The following is a 17,033-nucleotide window of genomic DNA, read 5'->3' as shown; positions in this document are numbered from 1 at the left end:
CGGCGGGGCAGGTCAGGAGGACCTGCCAGTGCGGCGTACACGTGCCGTGTCGACACCCGGCGTTTAGGCGCGCTGAGGCGATCCCCGGCGTGCCGTAGCGAATTCGCATGAAGGAGTGCATCGGAGTCAGGCTGCAGGCGTACTGCGCAGGCTTCATTCCGATGGATTCCGGCGGGTTCATTTCCGTATGTGGTTATCCTCCATCAAAAAGCGGGACACTTGACTATGAATTTGCACGAATATCAGGCCAAGCAGCTGTTTGCTGAATACGGTCTGCCTGTATCCAAGGGCTATGCCTGTGATACTCCTGAAGAGGCCGCTGCGGCGGCGGACAAGATCGGCGGTGACGGTTGGGTCGTGAAGGCCCAGGTACACGCCGGTGGCCGCGGCAAGGCCGGCGGCGTCAAGCTCGTCAAGAGCAAGGACGAGATCAAGGCGTTTGCCGAGCAGTGGCTGGGCAAGAACCTGGTGACCTTTCAGACCGACGAGAAGGGCCAGCCGGTCACGAAGATTCTGGTCGAGTCCCTGACTGATATCGATCAGGAGCTGTACCTGGGTGCTGTGGTTGACCGTGCTACCCGTCGTATCGTTTTCATGGCGTCCACCGAAGGTGGTGTTGAAATCGAGACCGTCGCCGAGGAGACTCCCGAGAAGATCCTCAAGGCCGAAATAGACCCGCTGGTCGGCGCACAGCCTTACCAGGGCCGTGAGCTGGCCTTCAAGCTGGGCCTGAAGGGTGCGCAGATCGGTCAGTTTGCCAAGATCTTCGTTGGCCTGGCCAAGTTGTTCGAAGACAAGGACCTGGCCCTGCTGGAAATCAACCCGCTGGTAATCACCAGTGAAGGTAACCTGCACTGCCTGGACGCCAAGATCAACGTCGATGGCAACGCCCTGTACCGCCAGAAGCAGATCCAGGAAATGCACGATCCTTCCCAGGAAGACGCCCGCGAAGCGGAAGCGGCCAAGTGGGAACTGAACTACGTGGCACTGGATGGCAACATTGGCTGTATGGTCAACGGTGCCGGCCTGGCCATGGGTACCATGGACATCATCAAGCTGTCTGGTGGCCAGCCGGCCAACTTCCTGGACGTTGGTGGTGGTGCGACCAAGGAGCGCGTCTCCGAGGCGTTCAAGATCATCCTGTCCGATGACAACGTGAAGGCGGTTCTGGTGAACATCTTCGGTGGTATCGTTCGCTGCGACATGATCGCCGAGGGCATCATCGGTGCCGTCAAGGAAGTGGGCGTTAAAGTTCCTGTGGTGGTACGCCTGGAAGGCAACAACGCTGAACTGGGCACCAAGGTCCTCGAAGAGAGTGGCCTCAACATCATCGCTGCAACCAGCCTGTCCAATGCTGCAGAGCAGGTCGTTAAAGCCGCAGGGGGTAAGTAATGAGCATCCTGATTAACAAAGACACCAAGGTTATCTGTCAGGGCTTTACCGGTGCCCAGGGTACCTTCCACTCCGAGCAGGCCCTTGAATATGGCACCAAGCTGGTTGGTGGTGTAAGCCCCGGCAAGGGCGGCACCGAGCACCTGGGCCTGCCGGTGTTCAACACCGTGCGCGAGGCGGTCGAGAAGACCGGCGCAGAGGCCACCGTGATCTACGTGCCGGCCCCGTTCTGTAAGGATGCCATTATTGAAGCAGCCGATGCCGGCATTCAGCTGATCGTCTGTATCACTGAGGGTATCCCGACAATCGACATGCTGTACGCCAAGGAGTATGTCGACAAGAAAGGCGCCCGCATGATCGGTCCTAACTGCCCGGGTGTGATCACGCCGGACGAGTGCAAGATTGGCATCATGCCCGGCCATATCCACAAGAAGGGCAAGGTGGGCATCGTTTCCCGCTCTGGTACCCTGACCTACGAAGCGGTCAAGCAGACCACTGACTACGGCTATGGTCAGTCCACCTGTGTGGGCATCGGTGGTGACCCGATCCCTGGCTCCAGCTTCATCGACATCCTGAAGCTGCTGCAGGAAGATCCGGAAACCGAGGCCATCGTAATGATTGGTGAAATCGGCGGTACCGCCGAGGAAGAAGCCGCCGCCTTCATCAAGGACAACGTGACCAAGCCGGTTGTTTCTTACATCGCTGGTGTTACCGCGCCTCCGGGCAAGCGGATGGGCCACGCTGGTGCCATCATCTCCGGTGGCAAGGGTACCGCGGACGAGAAGTTTGCTGCCCTGCAGGACGCCGGTGTGAAAACCGTGCGTAGCCTGGCCGAAATCGGCAAGGCCCTGAAGGAAGTGACTGGCTGGTAACCCCCGCGTTTCCGGCTGATCAGTCCAGAACCCCCGCCCGGTGTGACCGGCGCGGGGGTTTTGCGTTTTGAGGGTGGCTAATTCTGTCATCCGGGAACGGTCTGATTTATCATGACCGGTCAATTATGACCATAAGGAGTTCATGCTTTGGGTTCTGTTGATTCCCAGCAACGGGTGTTGTCCGGCATGCGGCCCACAGGGCGTCTGCACCTGGGGCACTACCACGGTGTACTGAAGAACTGGGTGAAACTGCAGCATGAATTCGAGTGCTTTTTCTTTGTGGCAGACTGGCACGCGCTGACCACTACCTATGATGATCCTTTCCATATTCGCGAGAACGTCTGGGAAATGCTCATCGACTGGCTGGCGGCCGGCGTCAACCCCGGATCTGCGACGCTGTTCGTGCAGTCCCATGTGCCAGAGCATGCTGAGTTGCACCTCCTGTTGTCCATGATCACACCGCTGGGGTGGCTGGAAAGGGCGCCAACGTATAAGGACCAGCAAGAGAAATTACGTGAGAAAGATCTCGCAACTTACGGATTTCTTGGATATCCATTGCTCCAGAGCGCGGATATCCTGCTGTACCGGGCCGGCAAGGTACCGGTGGGAGCTGACCAGGTCTCCCATGTGGAGATCACCCGGGAAATTGCCCGTCGCTTCAACCACCTATACGGACGTGAACCGGGCTTTGAGGAGCAGGCCGAGGCCGCCATCGTCAAGATGGGCAAGAAAAATGCCCGCCTGTACCGGTCCCTGAAGCGCCGGTATCAGGAAGAGGGTGATATGGAAGCGCTGGAAACGGCCCGGGCCTTGCTGGGTGAGCAGCAGAATATCTCCCTTGGCGACCGTGAGCGCCTTTACGGCTACATCGAGGGGGGTGGGAAGGTCCTGTTGCCCGAGCCCCAGGCGCTGCTGACGGACGCTTCGAAAATGCCCGGCCTCGATGGGCAGAAGATGTCCAAGTCCTATGGTAATTTCATCGGGCTGCGGGAGTCGCCGGATATGGTGGCGCAGAAAATCCGGACCATGCCCACTGACCCGCAGCGGGTACGCCGGACCGATCCGGGGGAGCCGGAAAAATGCCCCGTGTGGGAATTCCATAAGGTCTACTCTGATGAGGCTACCCGCGAATGGGTGCAGACCGGCTGCCGTAGCGCCGGGATTGGCTGCCTCGACTGCAAGAAGCCGGTCATTGACGCCATCGTAGAAGAACAAAGGCCTCTGCATGAGCGGGCCAGGGAGTACGAGTCAAGCCCGGACCTGATCCATGCCATTATCCAGGAAGGGGCGGACCAGGCCCGTGACGCCGCCCGGGACACCCTGGAGGATGTCCGGGACGCCATGGGCATGGTCTACCGTTGAAAACACCCCGGGGGTGATGTGTGACTGAACCGGAAACCGGCTCGGAAGAATTGCAGGAACAGCCAGCGGTAGCGCAGGACGCGGCACCAGCGCCGGTTGCCCGGGTGGAAGGCAAACCGGTTTCTGACCTGCCACAGGACCTGTACATTCCCCCGGATGCCCTGGCGGTCTTCCTGGAAGCTTTTGAAGGTCCGCTGGACCTGCTGCTGTATCTGATCCGTCGCCAGAATATGAATATTCTGGACATTGACGTCAGCGAAATCACCCGTCAGTACATGGAATACATCAGCGCCGCAGAGGCCATGCGCTTCGAACTGGCCGCAGAGTACCTGGTGATGGCCGCCACCCTGGCCGAGATCAAGTCACGCATGCTGCTGCCCAGGCAGGAGGTGGAGGAAGACGAGGAAGACGATCCCAGGGCGGAACTGATTCGCCGTCTGCAGCAGTATGAGCGCTTCAAGAAGGCGGCTGAGGATGTGGACTCGCTGCCCCGTATGGAACGGGATACGTTCCCCGGTTCCGCGGCGTTGCCGGATCTTCCCCGGGGCGACGCCCACCCGTCGGTGGAACTGAGAGAGGTGCTGCTGGCGCTGCAGGGCGTACTGCAGCGTGCCGACCTGTTTACCAGCCACCATGTGGAGAGGGAGCGCCTTTCCACCCGGGAGCGCATGTCGTCGATACTGGCAATGTTACCGACAGACCGTTTCATGCCTTTTGAAGCCCTGTTTACCCGGGAAGAGGGACGCCTCGGCGTGGTCGTCACGTTCCTGGCCATGCTGGAGCTGGTCAAGGAGGAGCTGATCGAGATCGTACAGGCAGAGACCCTGGGTGCCATCCATGTGCGGGCGCGAACCAGCAACTGAGGCGGGAATCCATGAACGAAGAAAATCTCAGGCGTGTGCAGAACATTGTCGAGGCGGCCCTGCTGGCGGCAGGACGTCCGCTTACCCTGGACCAGCTCAGGGATCTGTTTGAGGAACATGAACGGCCGGCGCGGCAGGTGATGGAGCATGTCCTGATGCTGTTGGACGAAGCCTGCATTGGCCGCGGCTTCGAACTGAAAAGGGTGGCCAGTGGCTATCGTTTCCAGGTTCGCCAGGACGTTGCTCCCTGGGTAGGTCGCCTGTTCGAGGAGAAGCCGCAGCGGTACTCCCGGGCCTTGCTGGAAACCCTGGCGCTGATTGCCTACCGTCAACCCATCACCCGGGGTGAAATCGAGGATATCCGGGGCGTTACGGTAAGCAGCAATATCATTCGCACGTTGCAGGAACGAGAATGGGTGCGCGTGGTCGGGCATAAGGACGTACCTGGTCGTCCCGCCATGTACGCCACAACCCGGCAGTTCCTGGACTATTTCAACCTGACCAGTCTCGATGAACTGCCGCCCCTGGCGGAAATCCGCGACCTGGAGGAAATCGGCCGCGAGATCGAGCAGGAGATTCAGGCCGAGATACAGTTCGATGCGCCCGAATCTGCGGGGGCAGACGAAGGCGCTGAGGCCGGCAGCCAGCAAACACCGGTTAGCCACGATGAGTCATCGCCGCTGACACCACCAGACGATGACCCGTCGCAAAGTAATACCACACTTCATTAAGCCAACAAGGATTCATCATGGCGTCTCAACGCCCCCCAAAGCAGTCCCGACAGGGCGCGGGTCCGGTTTCCGGAGAACCCGAACGCCTGCAGAAACTCCTGTCCCGTGCCGGGGTGGGTTCCCGGCGTGAAGTGGATGCCTGGATTCAGGCCGGTCGCGTTACCGTCAATGGCGAGGTGGCCCAGCCGGGTGACCGCGCCCTGTCCACGGACCGCATTGCCGTGGATGGCAAGCCGGTGGAAAGCCGGTCAGCGGACGCCGTCGTGCGCCGGGTGCTGATTTACAACAAACCCGAGGGTGAGGTGACCACCCGCAATGACCCGGAAGGGCGCCCGACGGTATTTGACAGCCTGCCACGCCTGAAAGACCAGCGCTGGGTCGCGGTAGGGCGGCTGGACATCAACACCACCGGCCTCATGCTTTTCACGACCGATGGTGAGCTGGCAAACAGGCTGATGCACCCGTCCAGTGAGATCGACCGGGAATACGCGGTGCGAATCTTCGGTGAAGTCAACGACGAAATGATTCAGCGCCTGCTGGACGGCGTGTTGCTGGAGGATGGTTCGGCGTCGTTTTCTGACATATCCCCGGCCGGTGGCAAGGGTCATAACCAGTGGTTCCATGTCACCCTGCTGGAAGGCCGGAACCGGGAAGTGCGGCGCCTCTGGGAATCCCAGGGCGTGCGGGTCAGTCGCCTCAAGCGGGTTCGCTACGGACCGATCTTCCTCCCCAGCAGGCTGAGCGTGGGCCGTTGGGAAGAGCTGGACCAGAAAGCCGTGGATACCCTGAGCCGTTCGGTCGGCATGACCCCGGTGGATGTGCCGGTCAAGACCCCCGGCGAGCAGGCGGAACACGAACGTCGTCGTCGCAAGGCGCCCTCCAGGGGGAACAAGAAGCCGTCGGGCGGAAGAAAATGGCAGGTGGACGACAGCAAACCGTCCCCCGGCAGTCGCCGTACCCATCCGCCCCGTGGTAAATCCTGACTCCTGGCCGCCGATCAGGCAATAACCCGTGCGATATGGGTGCGGTTACGACCTGCATCCTTTGCCCGGTAAAGGGCATCATCCGCCCGGGCCAGCCACTGGTCCGGAGTTTCTGCCTTGCGGCGGGTCGCTACGCCGGCGCTGGCAGTTACCCGTACCTGGCGGTCACCGCAGGGAATGCAGATATCGTGAATGGCGGCCCGGATGCGGTCCGCCACCTGTTGGCCGTCGCGGGAGTCCGCGTGGGGCAGCAGCGCCGCAAATTCCTCGCCTCCGAACCGGAAAATGCTGTCGCCGTCCCGGGTCGCTTCCCTTAACGCCTTCGCCGTGGCTTTGAGAATATGGTCACCGACCACATGACCGAAGGTGTCGTTAACGTCCTTGAAGTAGTCCAGGTCGCAGAGAATCAGGGTAAAGGCGTCCCCGTGCCGGTCACCGATACTGCAGTCCCTGGTCAGGGCCATGTCCAGCGCCCGCTTGTTGGGGATTTCTGTCAGTGAATCAGTCAGTGCCGCCTGTTCCACCAGGGCATACTGGCAGGCGTTGCGAAGCGGACAGATTAGTATTCCCAGCAGGAACTCAATGGCTTCGAGTTCATCCTGGCTGAAGCGGGTGCGGCGGGTCAGTGACAGGGCACCGTAATTGGTTCCCTCCAGATTGAGCTGGTAGTCACAGCGGTGAGCACCCCCCATGCCGGAGGTGTAGACAAAGTCCTGGTGTCCCAGCCGGTGGCGGTAGACCAGTTGGCCGAATGGCAGAACCTGGCCCAGCTCTTCGGCGAAGATGCCCAGCAGATGCTCCAGTGACAGGGTCATGCTGACCCGGCGATAGAGGCGCGCAACCGGGTCATCCGCCTGGGTCCAGGCTTCCCGGGCCTGTCGCAGGGCGATGATGCGGTCCGGGTGTGCCGACCGGGTATCAAGGTAGGTGCGGTTATTTCCTGCCATAGGTATGCCTTTCCGGGATATTTTCCATGGTTAAGCAGGCTTCATGCCACTCTTATAAATGTGATATTAAACAACAGGATAAAGTATCATGGTGGGACTGGTTTGCAGGTGTGTAGCCTGAATCGGCAATTTTCCGTCACCGGGATTGCCGGTCGGCGGATCCGGCCGGAAATGGGAGGTAATCGCGCTGGGCACCGGTCAGGGGTATGGTACACTTCGCCGCTTGTAACCCACGCCAACAGGGCCAGAGGTAGATACAGAAGAACATGCGCCTGAAGTCCATCAAACTCGCGGGTTTCAAGTCCTTCGTTGACCCGACCACCGTGCCGTTCCCCTCCAACATGACGGCAGTGGTTGGCCCCAATGGTTGTGGCAAGTCCAATATCATCGACGCCGTTCGCTGGGTCATGGGGGAGAGTTCCGCCAAGTACCTGCGGGGCGAGTCCATGACCGACGTTATCTTTAATGGCTCCAGCGCCCGCAAGCCCGTAGGCCAGGCGTCCATCGAGCTGATCTTTGACAATTCCGACGGTTCGGCACCGGGTGAGTTCGCCCGCTTCAATGAAATCTCCGTGCGGCGCCGTGTGTCCCGGGAGGGGCAGTCCGACTACTTCATGAATGGCGCCAAGTGCCGCCGGCGGGACATTACCGATCTCTTTTTGGGTACCGGGCTGGGCCCGCGCAGTTACGCCATTATCGAGCAGGGCATGATCTCCCGTCTGATCGAGGCCAAGCCGGAAGAGTTGCGGGTCTATATCGAGGAAGCCGCAGGGATCTCCAGGTATAAGGAGCGCCGCCGGGAAACCGAGAACCGCATTCGCCGGACCCAGGAAAACCTGGAACGGCTGACCGACCTGCGTGACGAACTCGGCCGCCAGCTCCAGCATCTTCAGCGTCAGGCCCAGTCCGCTGAACGTTATAAGGAACTCAAGGCCAGCGAACGCCAGTACCGGGCGGAACTGACCGCCCTGAAGTGGCAGGGGCTTGACCAGGAGCTGGCCCAGCGTCGCGAGCAGCTCCGGGAGACCGAGCTGGAACTGGAAAAGCACCTCACCGACCGGGTGAACCTCGAGACCGCCCTGGAACGACTGCGGGATGATCACCAGCAGCGCACCGATGAGTTCAACCGGAACCAGGCACGGTATTACGAGGCGGGTGCGGATATCGCCCGGGTGGAACAGAGCCTGGAGCACCAGCGGGAGCGCAGTCGCCAGGTGGCCACAGAGCTTGAACAGGCCCTGGCCAGCCGTTCGGAGACTGCCCGGGAGCTGGCCCAGGACGAAGACAGGCTGGCCGCCATCAACGAAGAGCTGGCAGCCATTGAGCCTGAGCAGGAAAGCCTTGCGGCCCAGGCGGAAGAGTCCGCCATGCAGCTGCAATCCGCCGAAGAGGCCATGAGCGACTGGCAACACCAGTGGGAGGCCTTCAGCGCCCGTTCCTCGGATACCAAGCGGGAGGCGGAACTGGCCCAGAACCGTATCCGGAACCTGGAGCAGGAGATCGAAAACCTGATCGCCCGCCAGCGGCGTCTGCAGGATGAACAGGCGTTACTTGACGGGCAGCTGGACCGGGCTGAGCTGGATGAACTCCTGGCCATGGAAGAAGTGCTGAATCTGCGCCGGGAAGAGGCCGCCGAAGCCATCGAGGACGCCGGGGACCGGCTCCAGGCGCTTCGGGGGGATCTGCGGGAACAGGAGCAGCAGGTCAGTGAGCTGAGCCAGCGGGACCAGTCCCTGCGGGCTTCGCTGGAATCCCAGCAGGCCATGCTGGACGAGCAGTTGGGGGCGGATGACCAGGCCCTGCAACAATGGCTGGGCCAGTCAGGCCTGGACCAGGCGCCTCGTATTGCCCGTCAGCTACAGACAGAACCCGGCTGGGAATTCGCCGTGGAAGAGGTGCTGGGCAACCTGCTGCAGGGGGTCCAGGTGGACAGCCTGGCGGTACTGGCCCGCGAACTGGGCGAGGCCCCCACAGGGCTGGCATTGGTGCAGGCTGGCTCTGCCTCCGGTAGCCCTGCGACAGACAGTCTCGCCGCCAGGGTCAGTAATGCCGGTGGGCTCACACACTGGCTTGGCCAGATTCGTACTGCCGGGACGCTCGCCGAGGCCCTGGCGATGCAGGATGGCCTCGCAGAGCATCACTCCGTGATTACCCCGGATGGTATCTGGCTGGGCCGTGGCTGGCTGAAAATGCCGGCGTCGGACCGTTCCCGCACCGGAGTGATTGAACGCCAGCAGAAGGTGGAAGAACTGGCGGCAGCTCTGGATGACGCCGGAACCCGTCTGGCCGAAGGTCGCGAGAGACTTGCCGAACTACAGGAGCAGACTTCGGAAGCCGAGCTCCAGCGTGACCAGGCTCAGCAGACCGCCAATGATATCCAGGGGGAACTGTCGTCACTGACCTCCCGCGTCAGCGGCCTGAAAGCCCGGGCTGAACAGATCAATGAACGTCTGCAGCGGATTGAGGAAGATGCGGCCGAATTGCGTGAGCAGCTCGCCATGAAGCAGGAGGAGCTGGAAGAGGCGCGGATGCGCTGGGACCAGTCCCTTGCCGAGAATGAGGACACCGAAGAAGAAAAGGAGCGCCTGCTGGGTCAGCGGGATGACCTGCGTGGCCGCCTGGATCATCTTCGCCACCAGGCCCGCAGTGATCGTGACCATGCCCATCAGCTGCAACTGCAGATCCAGTCCCTGAGCAGTCAGCAGGATGGTCTGCGCCAGACACTCGAGCGCACCCGGCAGCAGGACCAGCGGCTGGAGGAAAGGCTCGAGATTCTCCGGGAGAACCGGGAAAGTGCCGAAGCGCCGATTGAAGACCTGGAAATGCAGCTGGAAGGATTGCTGGACCGGCGCCTGGCCGAAGAGGAAAAACTCTCGCTGGCGAGGGATGCCCTGGAAGATATCGATCGCCAGGTCCGGGAGAAAGAACAGTTTCGTAGCCAGGCTGAACATCGTGCCCAGGAAATCCGCGGCCAGCTGGAGAAACTGAGGATGGAGTCCCAGGCACTGGAAATCCGCTCTGCCAACCACCTTGAACAGCTTGAAGAGCTGGATGTGAAGCTTGCTGACATTCTGGGCCAGCTGCCGGAGGAAGCCACCGAGCAGGGCTGGTCAGAGGAGCTGGAAAAAATCGGCAACCGCATCCAGCGCCTGGGTGCCATCAACCTGGCGGCCATCGAGGAGTACCAGGTCCAGAGCGAACGCAAGACCTATCTGGACAGTCAGCACGAAGACCTGATGGAAGCCCTGGAAACCCTCGACAGTGCCATTCGCCGTATCGACCGGGAGACCCGTCAGCGTTTCAAGGAAACCTTCGACAAGGTCAACGGCGGGCTGCAGGCCCTTTTCCCGAAGGTGTTCGGCGGGGGTAACGCCTGCCTTGAGCTTACCGGGGAAGACCTGTTGGAAACTGGTGTAACCATCATGGCCCGTCCCCCGGGCAAGAAGAACAGTACCATCCACCTGCTGTCCGGTGGCGAGAAAGCCCTGACCGCCATTGCCCTGGTGTTTTCCATTTTCCAGCTGAACCCGGCGCCGTTCTGCATGCTCGACGAAGTGGACGCGCCGCTGGACGATGCCAACGTTGGCCGTTACGCCAATATGGTGAAAGAGATGTCATCTCAGGTTCAGTTCATCTACATTACCCATAACAAGATCGCCATGGAAATGGCCGACCAGCTGATGGGCGTCACCATGCACGAGCCGGGCTGTTCAAGGCTGGTGTCGGTGGATGTGGATGAAGCAGCGGCCCTGGCAGAGGCCTGATCGCGCCGCTGTTCCGTTGCCCGACATGAAAAATCTGCCACCTGGTCGTCCATTGCGTTGTATTCAAGCCGGTCTTTTCATAGAGTTACCGCTTTAAGGACCACAGACAGGATCAGGTTGTTATGTCACTTCGGGAATGGTTGCTTGCCATTGGTGCCCTGATTATCATCGCCATCGTTCTGGATGGCCTGCGGCGGATGCGCCGAGCCCGCAAGGATGCCATCACCATCTCGAAGGGGATGGGTGCCGACGATATTGAAGGCTCCCCGCTGGACGACGACTTCAACCCTGAACTCCCCAACGGCGGGGCCCGCCCTGTATCCCGGGACACCCTGGAAGAGCGGGGCTACTTCAAGTCTGCACCGGTGGCCGATGAACGGGCAATGCCAGAGGCGGAAAGCGAGCCCGGCGAGCCCCGGCCCCGTGCCGTGGCTGCAGAACCCGTGCCCGAAAGAGAGCCCGGGCCCGAACCGGAGATGCCGTCTTTCACCGCTGAGCCGGATCCTGAGCCGGAACCGGAAGCTTTCCGTGAGCCCGGGCCGGAAGCACTGACCGGAGATCCGGCGGATCAGGTTCATGAAGAACTGCCCGGCGAAGCGAGGCCGGTCCGCGCTCCGCAGCGCCCCGCGAAGAAAAAATCCTTGTTTCGCAAGAAGTCGGAGCCGCCCACCGTTACCGAAGTTGAGGAAGACACAGCCAGCCGTGGTGATCGCCCTGAAGTCACCGATGCTCAGCAACCCAAGGCCGGCGCCAACCGTCCGCCGGCGGAGGAGGTTATCGTTATCAACGTGCTGGCCTCCAGGGAGCAGGGGGACTTCTCCGGAACCGCACTGAAGAAACTGTTTGAGGCCTGCGGTCTGGAACACGGGGACCTGGATATCTACCATCGCCATGAAACAGTGGACCCCACCAGTCCGGTCCAGTTCAGTGTAGCCAGTGCCGTGGAGCCCGGTACGTTCGTGCCCGGTGAGATGGAAAAAATGTCAACGCCGGGCATCAGCTTTTTCATGAGTCTGCCTGGTCCCACCAACTCCATGCAGGCCTTCGATTTCATGCTGGAGACAGCACAGGCTGTTGTGCGCAATCTTGGCGGAGAACTGAAGGACGAGCGCCGCAGTGTGATGACCGCCCAGACCATCGAGCACTGTCGCCAGCGCATCCGTGAATACGAGCGCAAGCGCCGCTTCAAACGCTGAATGCAGGCTGGTGAGCCCGCGCCCGGTGCCTGTCCGGGCGTTGGCTCAGAGCCCTGACTCCCGGAACCGGAGAACATGAGCCAGACCCCTTCCCCTGAACGTCGTATCCAGGAACTCCGCCAGGTCATTGACGACCATAACTATCGGTATTACGTGCTGGACGAACCCGCCGTTCCGGATGCGGAATATGATCGTCTGATGCGGGAGCTCCAGACACTGGAATTGGAACACCCGGAACTGGTAACGCCGGATTCGCCCACCCAGCGGGTAGGGGCGGGCGGCGACAACACCTTCGCCGAAGTGGTCCATCGTCTGCCCATGCTGTCGCTGGATAATGCGTTCTCCGACGATGAGCTGAGGGATTTCGATCGACGGGTCAGGGAGCGGCTGGGCCGTGAGGATCCGGTAGAGTACGTCTGTGAGCCGAAGCTGGACGGTCTCGCGGTCAGCCTGCATTACGAAAAGGGCCTGCTGACCCAGGCCGCTACCCGGGGTGACGGGTACAGTGGTGAGGACATCACCGCCAATATCCGCACCATCGAGTCGGTGCCGTTGCGGCTGCGGGGCAGGAGTGTTCCGGAGATGGTGGAGATCCGGGGCGAGGTTTACATGCCCCGGGCCGGCTTTGAAACCCTGAACCGCAAGCTGGCTGACCAGGGGGAAAAGACGTTTGTGAACCCCCGTAATGCCGCAGCTGGCAGCCTGCGTCAGAAAAATCCCCGCATTACCGCGAAACGTCCATTGGAAATGTGCGCCTACAGTGTCGCGGTTCCCGATGAAGGCATACTCCCGGACACTCATTACGAATCGCTGCAGATGGTTCACGGCTGGGGGTTTCGTATCAACCCGGAAATGAGCCTGGCCACCGGGCCGGACGAGTGCCTGGAAGCCTATCAGAGCCTGCTGGAAAAGCGTGATAGCCTGCCCTATGAGATCGACGGGATCGTCTTCAAGGTCAACCAGATCGGCCTCCAGCAGCAGTTGGGCTTCGTTTCACGCGCACCGCGCTGGGCCATCGCCCACAAGTTTCCTGCCCAGGAAGAATTGACGGTACTGGAGTCGGTGGAGTGGCAGGTGGGTCGCACGGGCGCGGTCACCCCGGTTGCGCGCCTGAAACCGGTCTTTGTCGGCGGGGTTACTGTCAGCAATGCCACACTGCACAACATGGACGAAATTCGTCGCCTGGATGTACGCATTGGCGATACGGTTTTTGTTCGCAGGGCAGGGGACGTCATACCCCAGGTGGTCAAGGTTGTCCGGGACAAGCGCCCGGACAAGGCTCCCGAAGTTAAGATGCCGGAACACTGCCCGGTCTGTGGCTCGGATGTAATCCAGATCGAAGGTGAGGCGGTGGCCCGTTGCAGTGGTGGTCTTTACTGCCCGGCCCAGCGCAAGGAGGCTATCCGTCACTACGCGTCCCGCAAGGCCATGGATATCGAGGGTCTGGGAGAAAAATGGATTGATATGCTGGTGGAGCGGGAGATGGTCCGCACGGTGGCGGACCTGTACCAGCTCCGCAAGGCTGACCTGGTGCGGCTCGACCGAATGGGTGACAAGTCGGCAGATAATCTGCTGAAGGCCATCGATGACTCCCGGAAACCGGAGCTCTGGCGTTTCCTCTATGCCCTGGGCATCCGGGAAGTGGGAGAGGCCACTGCAAAGGCGCTGGCGATGCACTTCGGCACCCTTGAAAGGATTGCCGAGGCTTCGCAAGAGGCCTTGCAGGAGGTTCCTGATGTGGGGCCGATTGTGGCGGGGCATATCTACAGCTTTTTCCGGCAGCCTCATAACCAGGAAACCATCGATGAGTTGCGGGAGCGGGGCGTTCGCTGGCAGTCGGTGGATGTTCCCGAGCCGGAGGAGATGCCGTTAAAGGGTGAAACCTGGGTGTTGACAGGCACTCTGTCTGAGATGACCCGGGAGGAGGCGAAGGAGAAGCTGGAGCGCCTGGGGGCGAAGGTGGCCGGAAGTGTCTCGAAGAAGACCACTTGTGTGGTAGCCGGTGAGGCAGCGGGGTCAAAACTGGCCAAGGCCGAGTCACTGGGTGTCCGCGTTATGAGCGAAGAAGAGTTTGTGGGCTTTCTTGGTTAAGTATCAAACCAGTTAAACGAGTTAAAGTCGACACGACTTGCGGGCACGTAGAGAGATGGAAGCACGTGGGGTGGGGGCCTTTTTCGGGACCTTCAAAAACAGGGACGTTTTTGAAGAGCCTCCATGGATGGATTCACGGCGTGCCCCGAAAAAGGCCCCCGCCCCTCGTGCCGGAACCTGGTTGCCGTTCGCGCAAAAAGATCTCGCTTGGTTGACTTGCCTAAACCTCGCCTTCCTGTTTGCTCAGGCTCGCATAGAGCCGTAAATAATCGGTACTTGTAATAATCCCCGCAGGAGTGCTGTCAGCCCCTACCACCAACGCAGCATCAAGCTGGTGGGCCAGCATTAACCGGGCCAGCTGGTGGGCGTCAGTTTCCGGGGATGCGGTCAGGAAGGCGGGCAGCTCGATGTTCAGGAAGCTGCGGGAGGCATGCTGGTCGCGGTTTTCGTGGAGCCAGTTCAGAATCCAGCGCATATCCACCAGGCCACCGACCACGCCGTCTGACGTGATCACCAGGTGATGGACACCGTGCTCGTCCATCGTTGCCAGCGCTTCCGCCAGGGAAGCTTCTGCCGGAAGGGAATGAATCCAGGGGCTGCAAACGCGGCTTACTGGCAGGTAGGCCCGCTCCGGTTCGGGCCTGGCCTCCTCTGCCTGGCTGTACCGAGCAACCGCGCGTCGGGCAGTGACTTCCCGTGCCTGCTGGAATTCGCCGTCGGATATTTCCTCGCTGCTTTTTCGCAGAGCGTGGGATTCCGCCATTTCGTCAAGGCCGCCCACGCGCCGGTTACGGAAGATTTCCGGTAGCCGGGTTCCGGTGGGTCTTCCGGGTTCGCTTACGTGTATGGCCATGACTGCTCCAGGGGCTCGATAACAAGGGTATACCAGTTATACCCATTTATCGGCCGATTGTGTAAAAACTGTACCGCAAATCAGGCAGGTGTTCGGGGTTGTTTCTGTGTCGTGGCAAGGCATCGTTCGGGGCTGACCCGGCGGGCCAGGGCGTGGGGCAGGGCCAGGGGCTCTCCGGTGATGAGGTCGGCCAGGTACTCCGCCATCAAGGGCGCCCACATCAGCCCCTTACTTCCAAGGCCAGTAAGCAGCCAGGCACCGCCGAGGGTGTGGCCCTCACCGTTGACCAGCGGTCCGGCGACGGGCTGGTAATCGTGGGTGGTACAGCGGAAGGCCACCCGGCCGGTAATATCGCCAGTCAGGTCGATCGGGGTGTCCAGCAGGCCCGGCAGCATGGAATCGAGGCCAGAAAGGTTCTCCCGGTGGCTGTCCGGCCGTACTTCGGGATCCGTGTCTCGCAGGTCGAAGGTTGCGCCAGTGACGATCTGCCCATCATTGGGTGGGTTCAGGTAGCGGGCCCCTGTAATAACTGCCCTCGGCGTGCGGGTCAGGTGAGTTGCTGGCAAGCGGGTGATCTGGCCCCGGATGGCTTTCATGCGGAACTCGCCGTTTACCGGCATGAGCTGGCGGGTCAGGTGGCCGGCGGCGAGGATGACGGTGTCTGCCACCAGGTCCTGGCGCCCGTTCCCTGACAGGCACCAGTGATTGTTGCAGGGTAACAGGCGGGTGGCACGGAAGCCGAACTCGGTCTGTATACGAGGGTGGTCCAGAAGCTGGCTGCACAGCAGGGCAGGTTCCAGCCAGCCGGAACCGGGAAACCACAATCCGCCCTGAGGACATGGAACGCCGGTGAGGGTGCTGGCTTCTTCCTTGACCAAGGGGCGCAGCACGCTCTCCGGGTAATGTTGGGCTGCCAGGAATTTTTGTTGTCGTTCCCGTTCCTGTTCCGAAAAGCCCATCATCAGCAAGCCGGTTTGGTGCCAGGCGTCCGGGGTTTGTGCCGGGTAAAATCGTTGGGCGTGGAGTAAGGCGGCGAGTGCCAGTCGGGTCTGGTCGTTAAGCTGTACTCCCAGCTTGGCATACAGGGCGCCTTGTGGATTACCGGAGGCACCGGCGCCCGGGCCTTCTCCCTGGTCAGCCACCGTGACCTGGTACCCGCGCACGGCAAGGTTACGGGCGATGGAAGCCCCGGCAATGCCAGCTCCCACCACCAGTACGTGGCCGGGCTCTGTGGCTGCCCGGTCTGCCCCGTGTTCCAGAACACCCCGTATCATATCCCGCTTGGGGCCAAACCCGTCCACCCGCTCCATGCGGAAGCCCGTTTCAGCCAGTGCCCGCCGGACTCTGCCTGCCGCAGTAAACGTCGCCAGCGTTGTGCCCTGGTGGCTGTGTTCGCGTACCTGCCGGATCAGCTGGTCCTGCCAAAGGCCGGGGTTACATGCCGGAGCAAAGCCGTCAAGGAACCAGGCATCGGCGTGGAAGTCCATCGCATCGAAGCCTTCCACTGCATCACCGAAATACAGGGTCAGGCGTACGCGGCCCTCATTGAGCACCAGGCGGTGGCATCCTGTGACCGGCTGAGGATAGTTGTTCACCAGTTGCCGGGCATAGGGTGCCAGTTCTGGCCAGAGTGCCAGGGCCCGTTCGAGGTCTTGGGTACCAAGGGGGTAGCGTTCAACAGAAACAAAGTGCAAGCGGGCGTTCGCGGGTGCCTCCTGACAGAAAGCCTGCCAGGCCGTGAGAAAGTTGAGGCCGGTGCCGAAGCCGGTTTCGGCAATCACGAAGGCGTCGTTGCTGCTGAGCTGGCGGAACCGCTCCGGGAGGTGGTTATGGCGCAGGAAAACGTAGCGGGTTTCCTCGAGGCCGTTTTCGCGACTGAAATAGACGTCGCCAAACTGTTCGGATACCGGCTGGCCATCCCGCCAGATCAGTCTGGCGGTTTTTATGGATGGCTCATGGGTAGGGTTGTTCGCCATGAT

At 61.1% G+C, this 17,033-nt stretch carries 12 protein-coding genes; 9 read left to right on the top strand and 3 right to left on the bottom strand.

Going from position 1 to position 17,033, the window contains the following annotated elements; all coding sequences use genetic code 11:
• The first annotated feature begins 225 nt into the window (after positions 1 to 225).
• The 6 genes from sucC (at position 226) to rluB (ending at position 6,203) form a co-directional block, all read left to right on the top strand.
• Positions 226 to 1,392 carry an ADP-forming succinate--CoA ligase subunit beta gene (gene sucC / locus ACESMZ_RS13450; RefSeq protein WP_372957235.1) on the top strand — a complete coding sequence of 389 codons (1,167 nt, stop codon included), beginning with the start codon at positions 226 to 228 and terminating at the stop codon, positions 1,390 to 1,392.
• Complete coding sequence (gene sucD, locus ACESMZ_RS13445; RefSeq protein ID WP_372957236.1) at positions 1,392 to 2,264, top strand: succinate--CoA ligase subunit alpha; 873 nt, start codon at positions 1,392 to 1,394, stop codon at positions 2,262 to 2,264. The genes sucC and sucD overlap by 1 nt, the downstream gene beginning before the upstream one ends.
• A gap of 147 nt (positions 2,265 to 2,411) precedes the next feature.
• A complete protein-coding gene (locus ACESMZ_RS13440) occupies positions 2,412 to 3,626 on the top strand; it encodes a tryptophan--tRNA ligase (protein ID WP_372957237.1) in 1,215 nt (404 codons plus the stop codon).
• A 20-nt stretch (positions 3,627 to 3,646) separates the two neighbouring features.
• Entirely contained in the window at positions 3,647 to 4,489 is an 843-nt protein-coding gene (locus ACESMZ_RS13435) for a segregation and condensation protein A (RefSeq protein ID WP_372972773.1), read from the top strand.
• Between the two features lie 11 nt (positions 4,490 to 4,500).
• Complete coding sequence (gene scpB / locus ACESMZ_RS13430; protein ID WP_372957239.1) at positions 4,501 to 5,220, top strand: SMC-Scp complex subunit ScpB; 720 nt, start codon at positions 4,501 to 4,503, stop codon at positions 5,218 to 5,220.
• Positions 5,221 to 5,237: 17 nt separating this feature from the next.
• The gene (rluB, locus tag ACESMZ_RS13425; RefSeq protein WP_372957240.1) at positions 5,238 to 6,203 is read left to right on the top strand and encodes a 23S rRNA pseudouridine(2605) synthase RluB; all 966 of its coding nucleotides are present in this window, start codon (positions 5,238 to 5,240) and stop codon (positions 6,201 to 6,203) included.
• A 14-nt stretch (positions 6,204 to 6,217) separates the two neighbouring features.
• Here rluB and ACESMZ_RS13420 read toward each other — a convergent pair whose 3' ends face one another.
• A complete protein-coding gene (locus tag ACESMZ_RS13420; RefSeq protein WP_372957241.1) occupies positions 6,218 to 7,150 on the bottom strand; it encodes a GGDEF domain-containing protein in 933 nt (310 codons plus the stop codon).
• Between the two features lie 266 nt (positions 7,151 to 7,416).
• Between ACESMZ_RS13420 and smc the strand changes: the two genes are divergently transcribed.
• The 3 genes from smc (at position 7,417) to ligA (ending at position 14,201) form a co-directional block, all read left to right on the top strand.
• Complete coding sequence (smc, locus tag ACESMZ_RS13415) at positions 7,417 to 10,914, top strand: chromosome segregation protein SMC (protein ID WP_372957242.1); 3,498 nt, start codon at positions 7,417 to 7,419, stop codon at positions 10,912 to 10,914.
• A gap of 122 nt (positions 10,915 to 11,036) precedes the next feature.
• A complete protein-coding gene (gene zipA / locus ACESMZ_RS13410; protein ID WP_372957243.1) occupies positions 11,037 to 12,110 on the top strand; it encodes a cell division protein ZipA in 1,074 nt (357 codons plus the stop codon).
• Positions 12,111 to 12,185: 75 nt separating this feature from the next.
• On the top strand, positions 12,186 to 14,201 hold the full coding sequence (gene ligA / locus ACESMZ_RS13405) for an NAD-dependent DNA ligase LigA (RefSeq protein ID WP_372972772.1): 2,016 nt from the start codon (positions 12,186 to 12,188) through the stop codon (positions 14,199 to 14,201).
• A gap of 220 nt (positions 14,202 to 14,421) precedes the next feature.
• Here the strand turns inward: ligA and ACESMZ_RS13400 are convergent, their stop codons facing one another.
• Together ACESMZ_RS13400 and mnmC are read right to left on the bottom strand one after the other, a co-directional pair.
• Positions 14,422 to 15,054: a CBS domain-containing protein gene (locus ACESMZ_RS13400; protein ID WP_372957245.1), complete on the bottom strand. Its 633-nt coding sequence runs from the start codon at positions 15,052 to 15,054 to the stop codon at positions 14,422 to 14,424.
• Between the two features lie 80 nt (positions 15,055 to 15,134).
• Positions 15,135 to 17,030: a bifunctional tRNA (5-methylaminomethyl-2-thiouridine)(34)-methyltransferase MnmD/FAD-dependent 5-carboxymethylaminomethyl-2-thiouridine(34) oxidoreductase MnmC gene (gene mnmC / locus ACESMZ_RS13395; RefSeq protein ID WP_372972771.1), complete on the bottom strand. Its 1,896-nt coding sequence runs from the start codon at positions 17,028 to 17,030 to the stop codon at positions 15,135 to 15,137.
• Positions 17,031 to 17,033 lie beyond the last annotated feature (3 nt).

Source organism: Marinobacter sp. (genome assembly GCF_041690615.1).
Taxonomy (GTDB): domain Bacteria; phylum Pseudomonadota; class Gammaproteobacteria; order Pseudomonadales; family Oleiphilaceae; genus Marinobacter.
The sequence above is the reverse complement of the archived record's forward strand: the minus strand, read 5'-3'. Positions and strand labels throughout refer to the sequence as shown.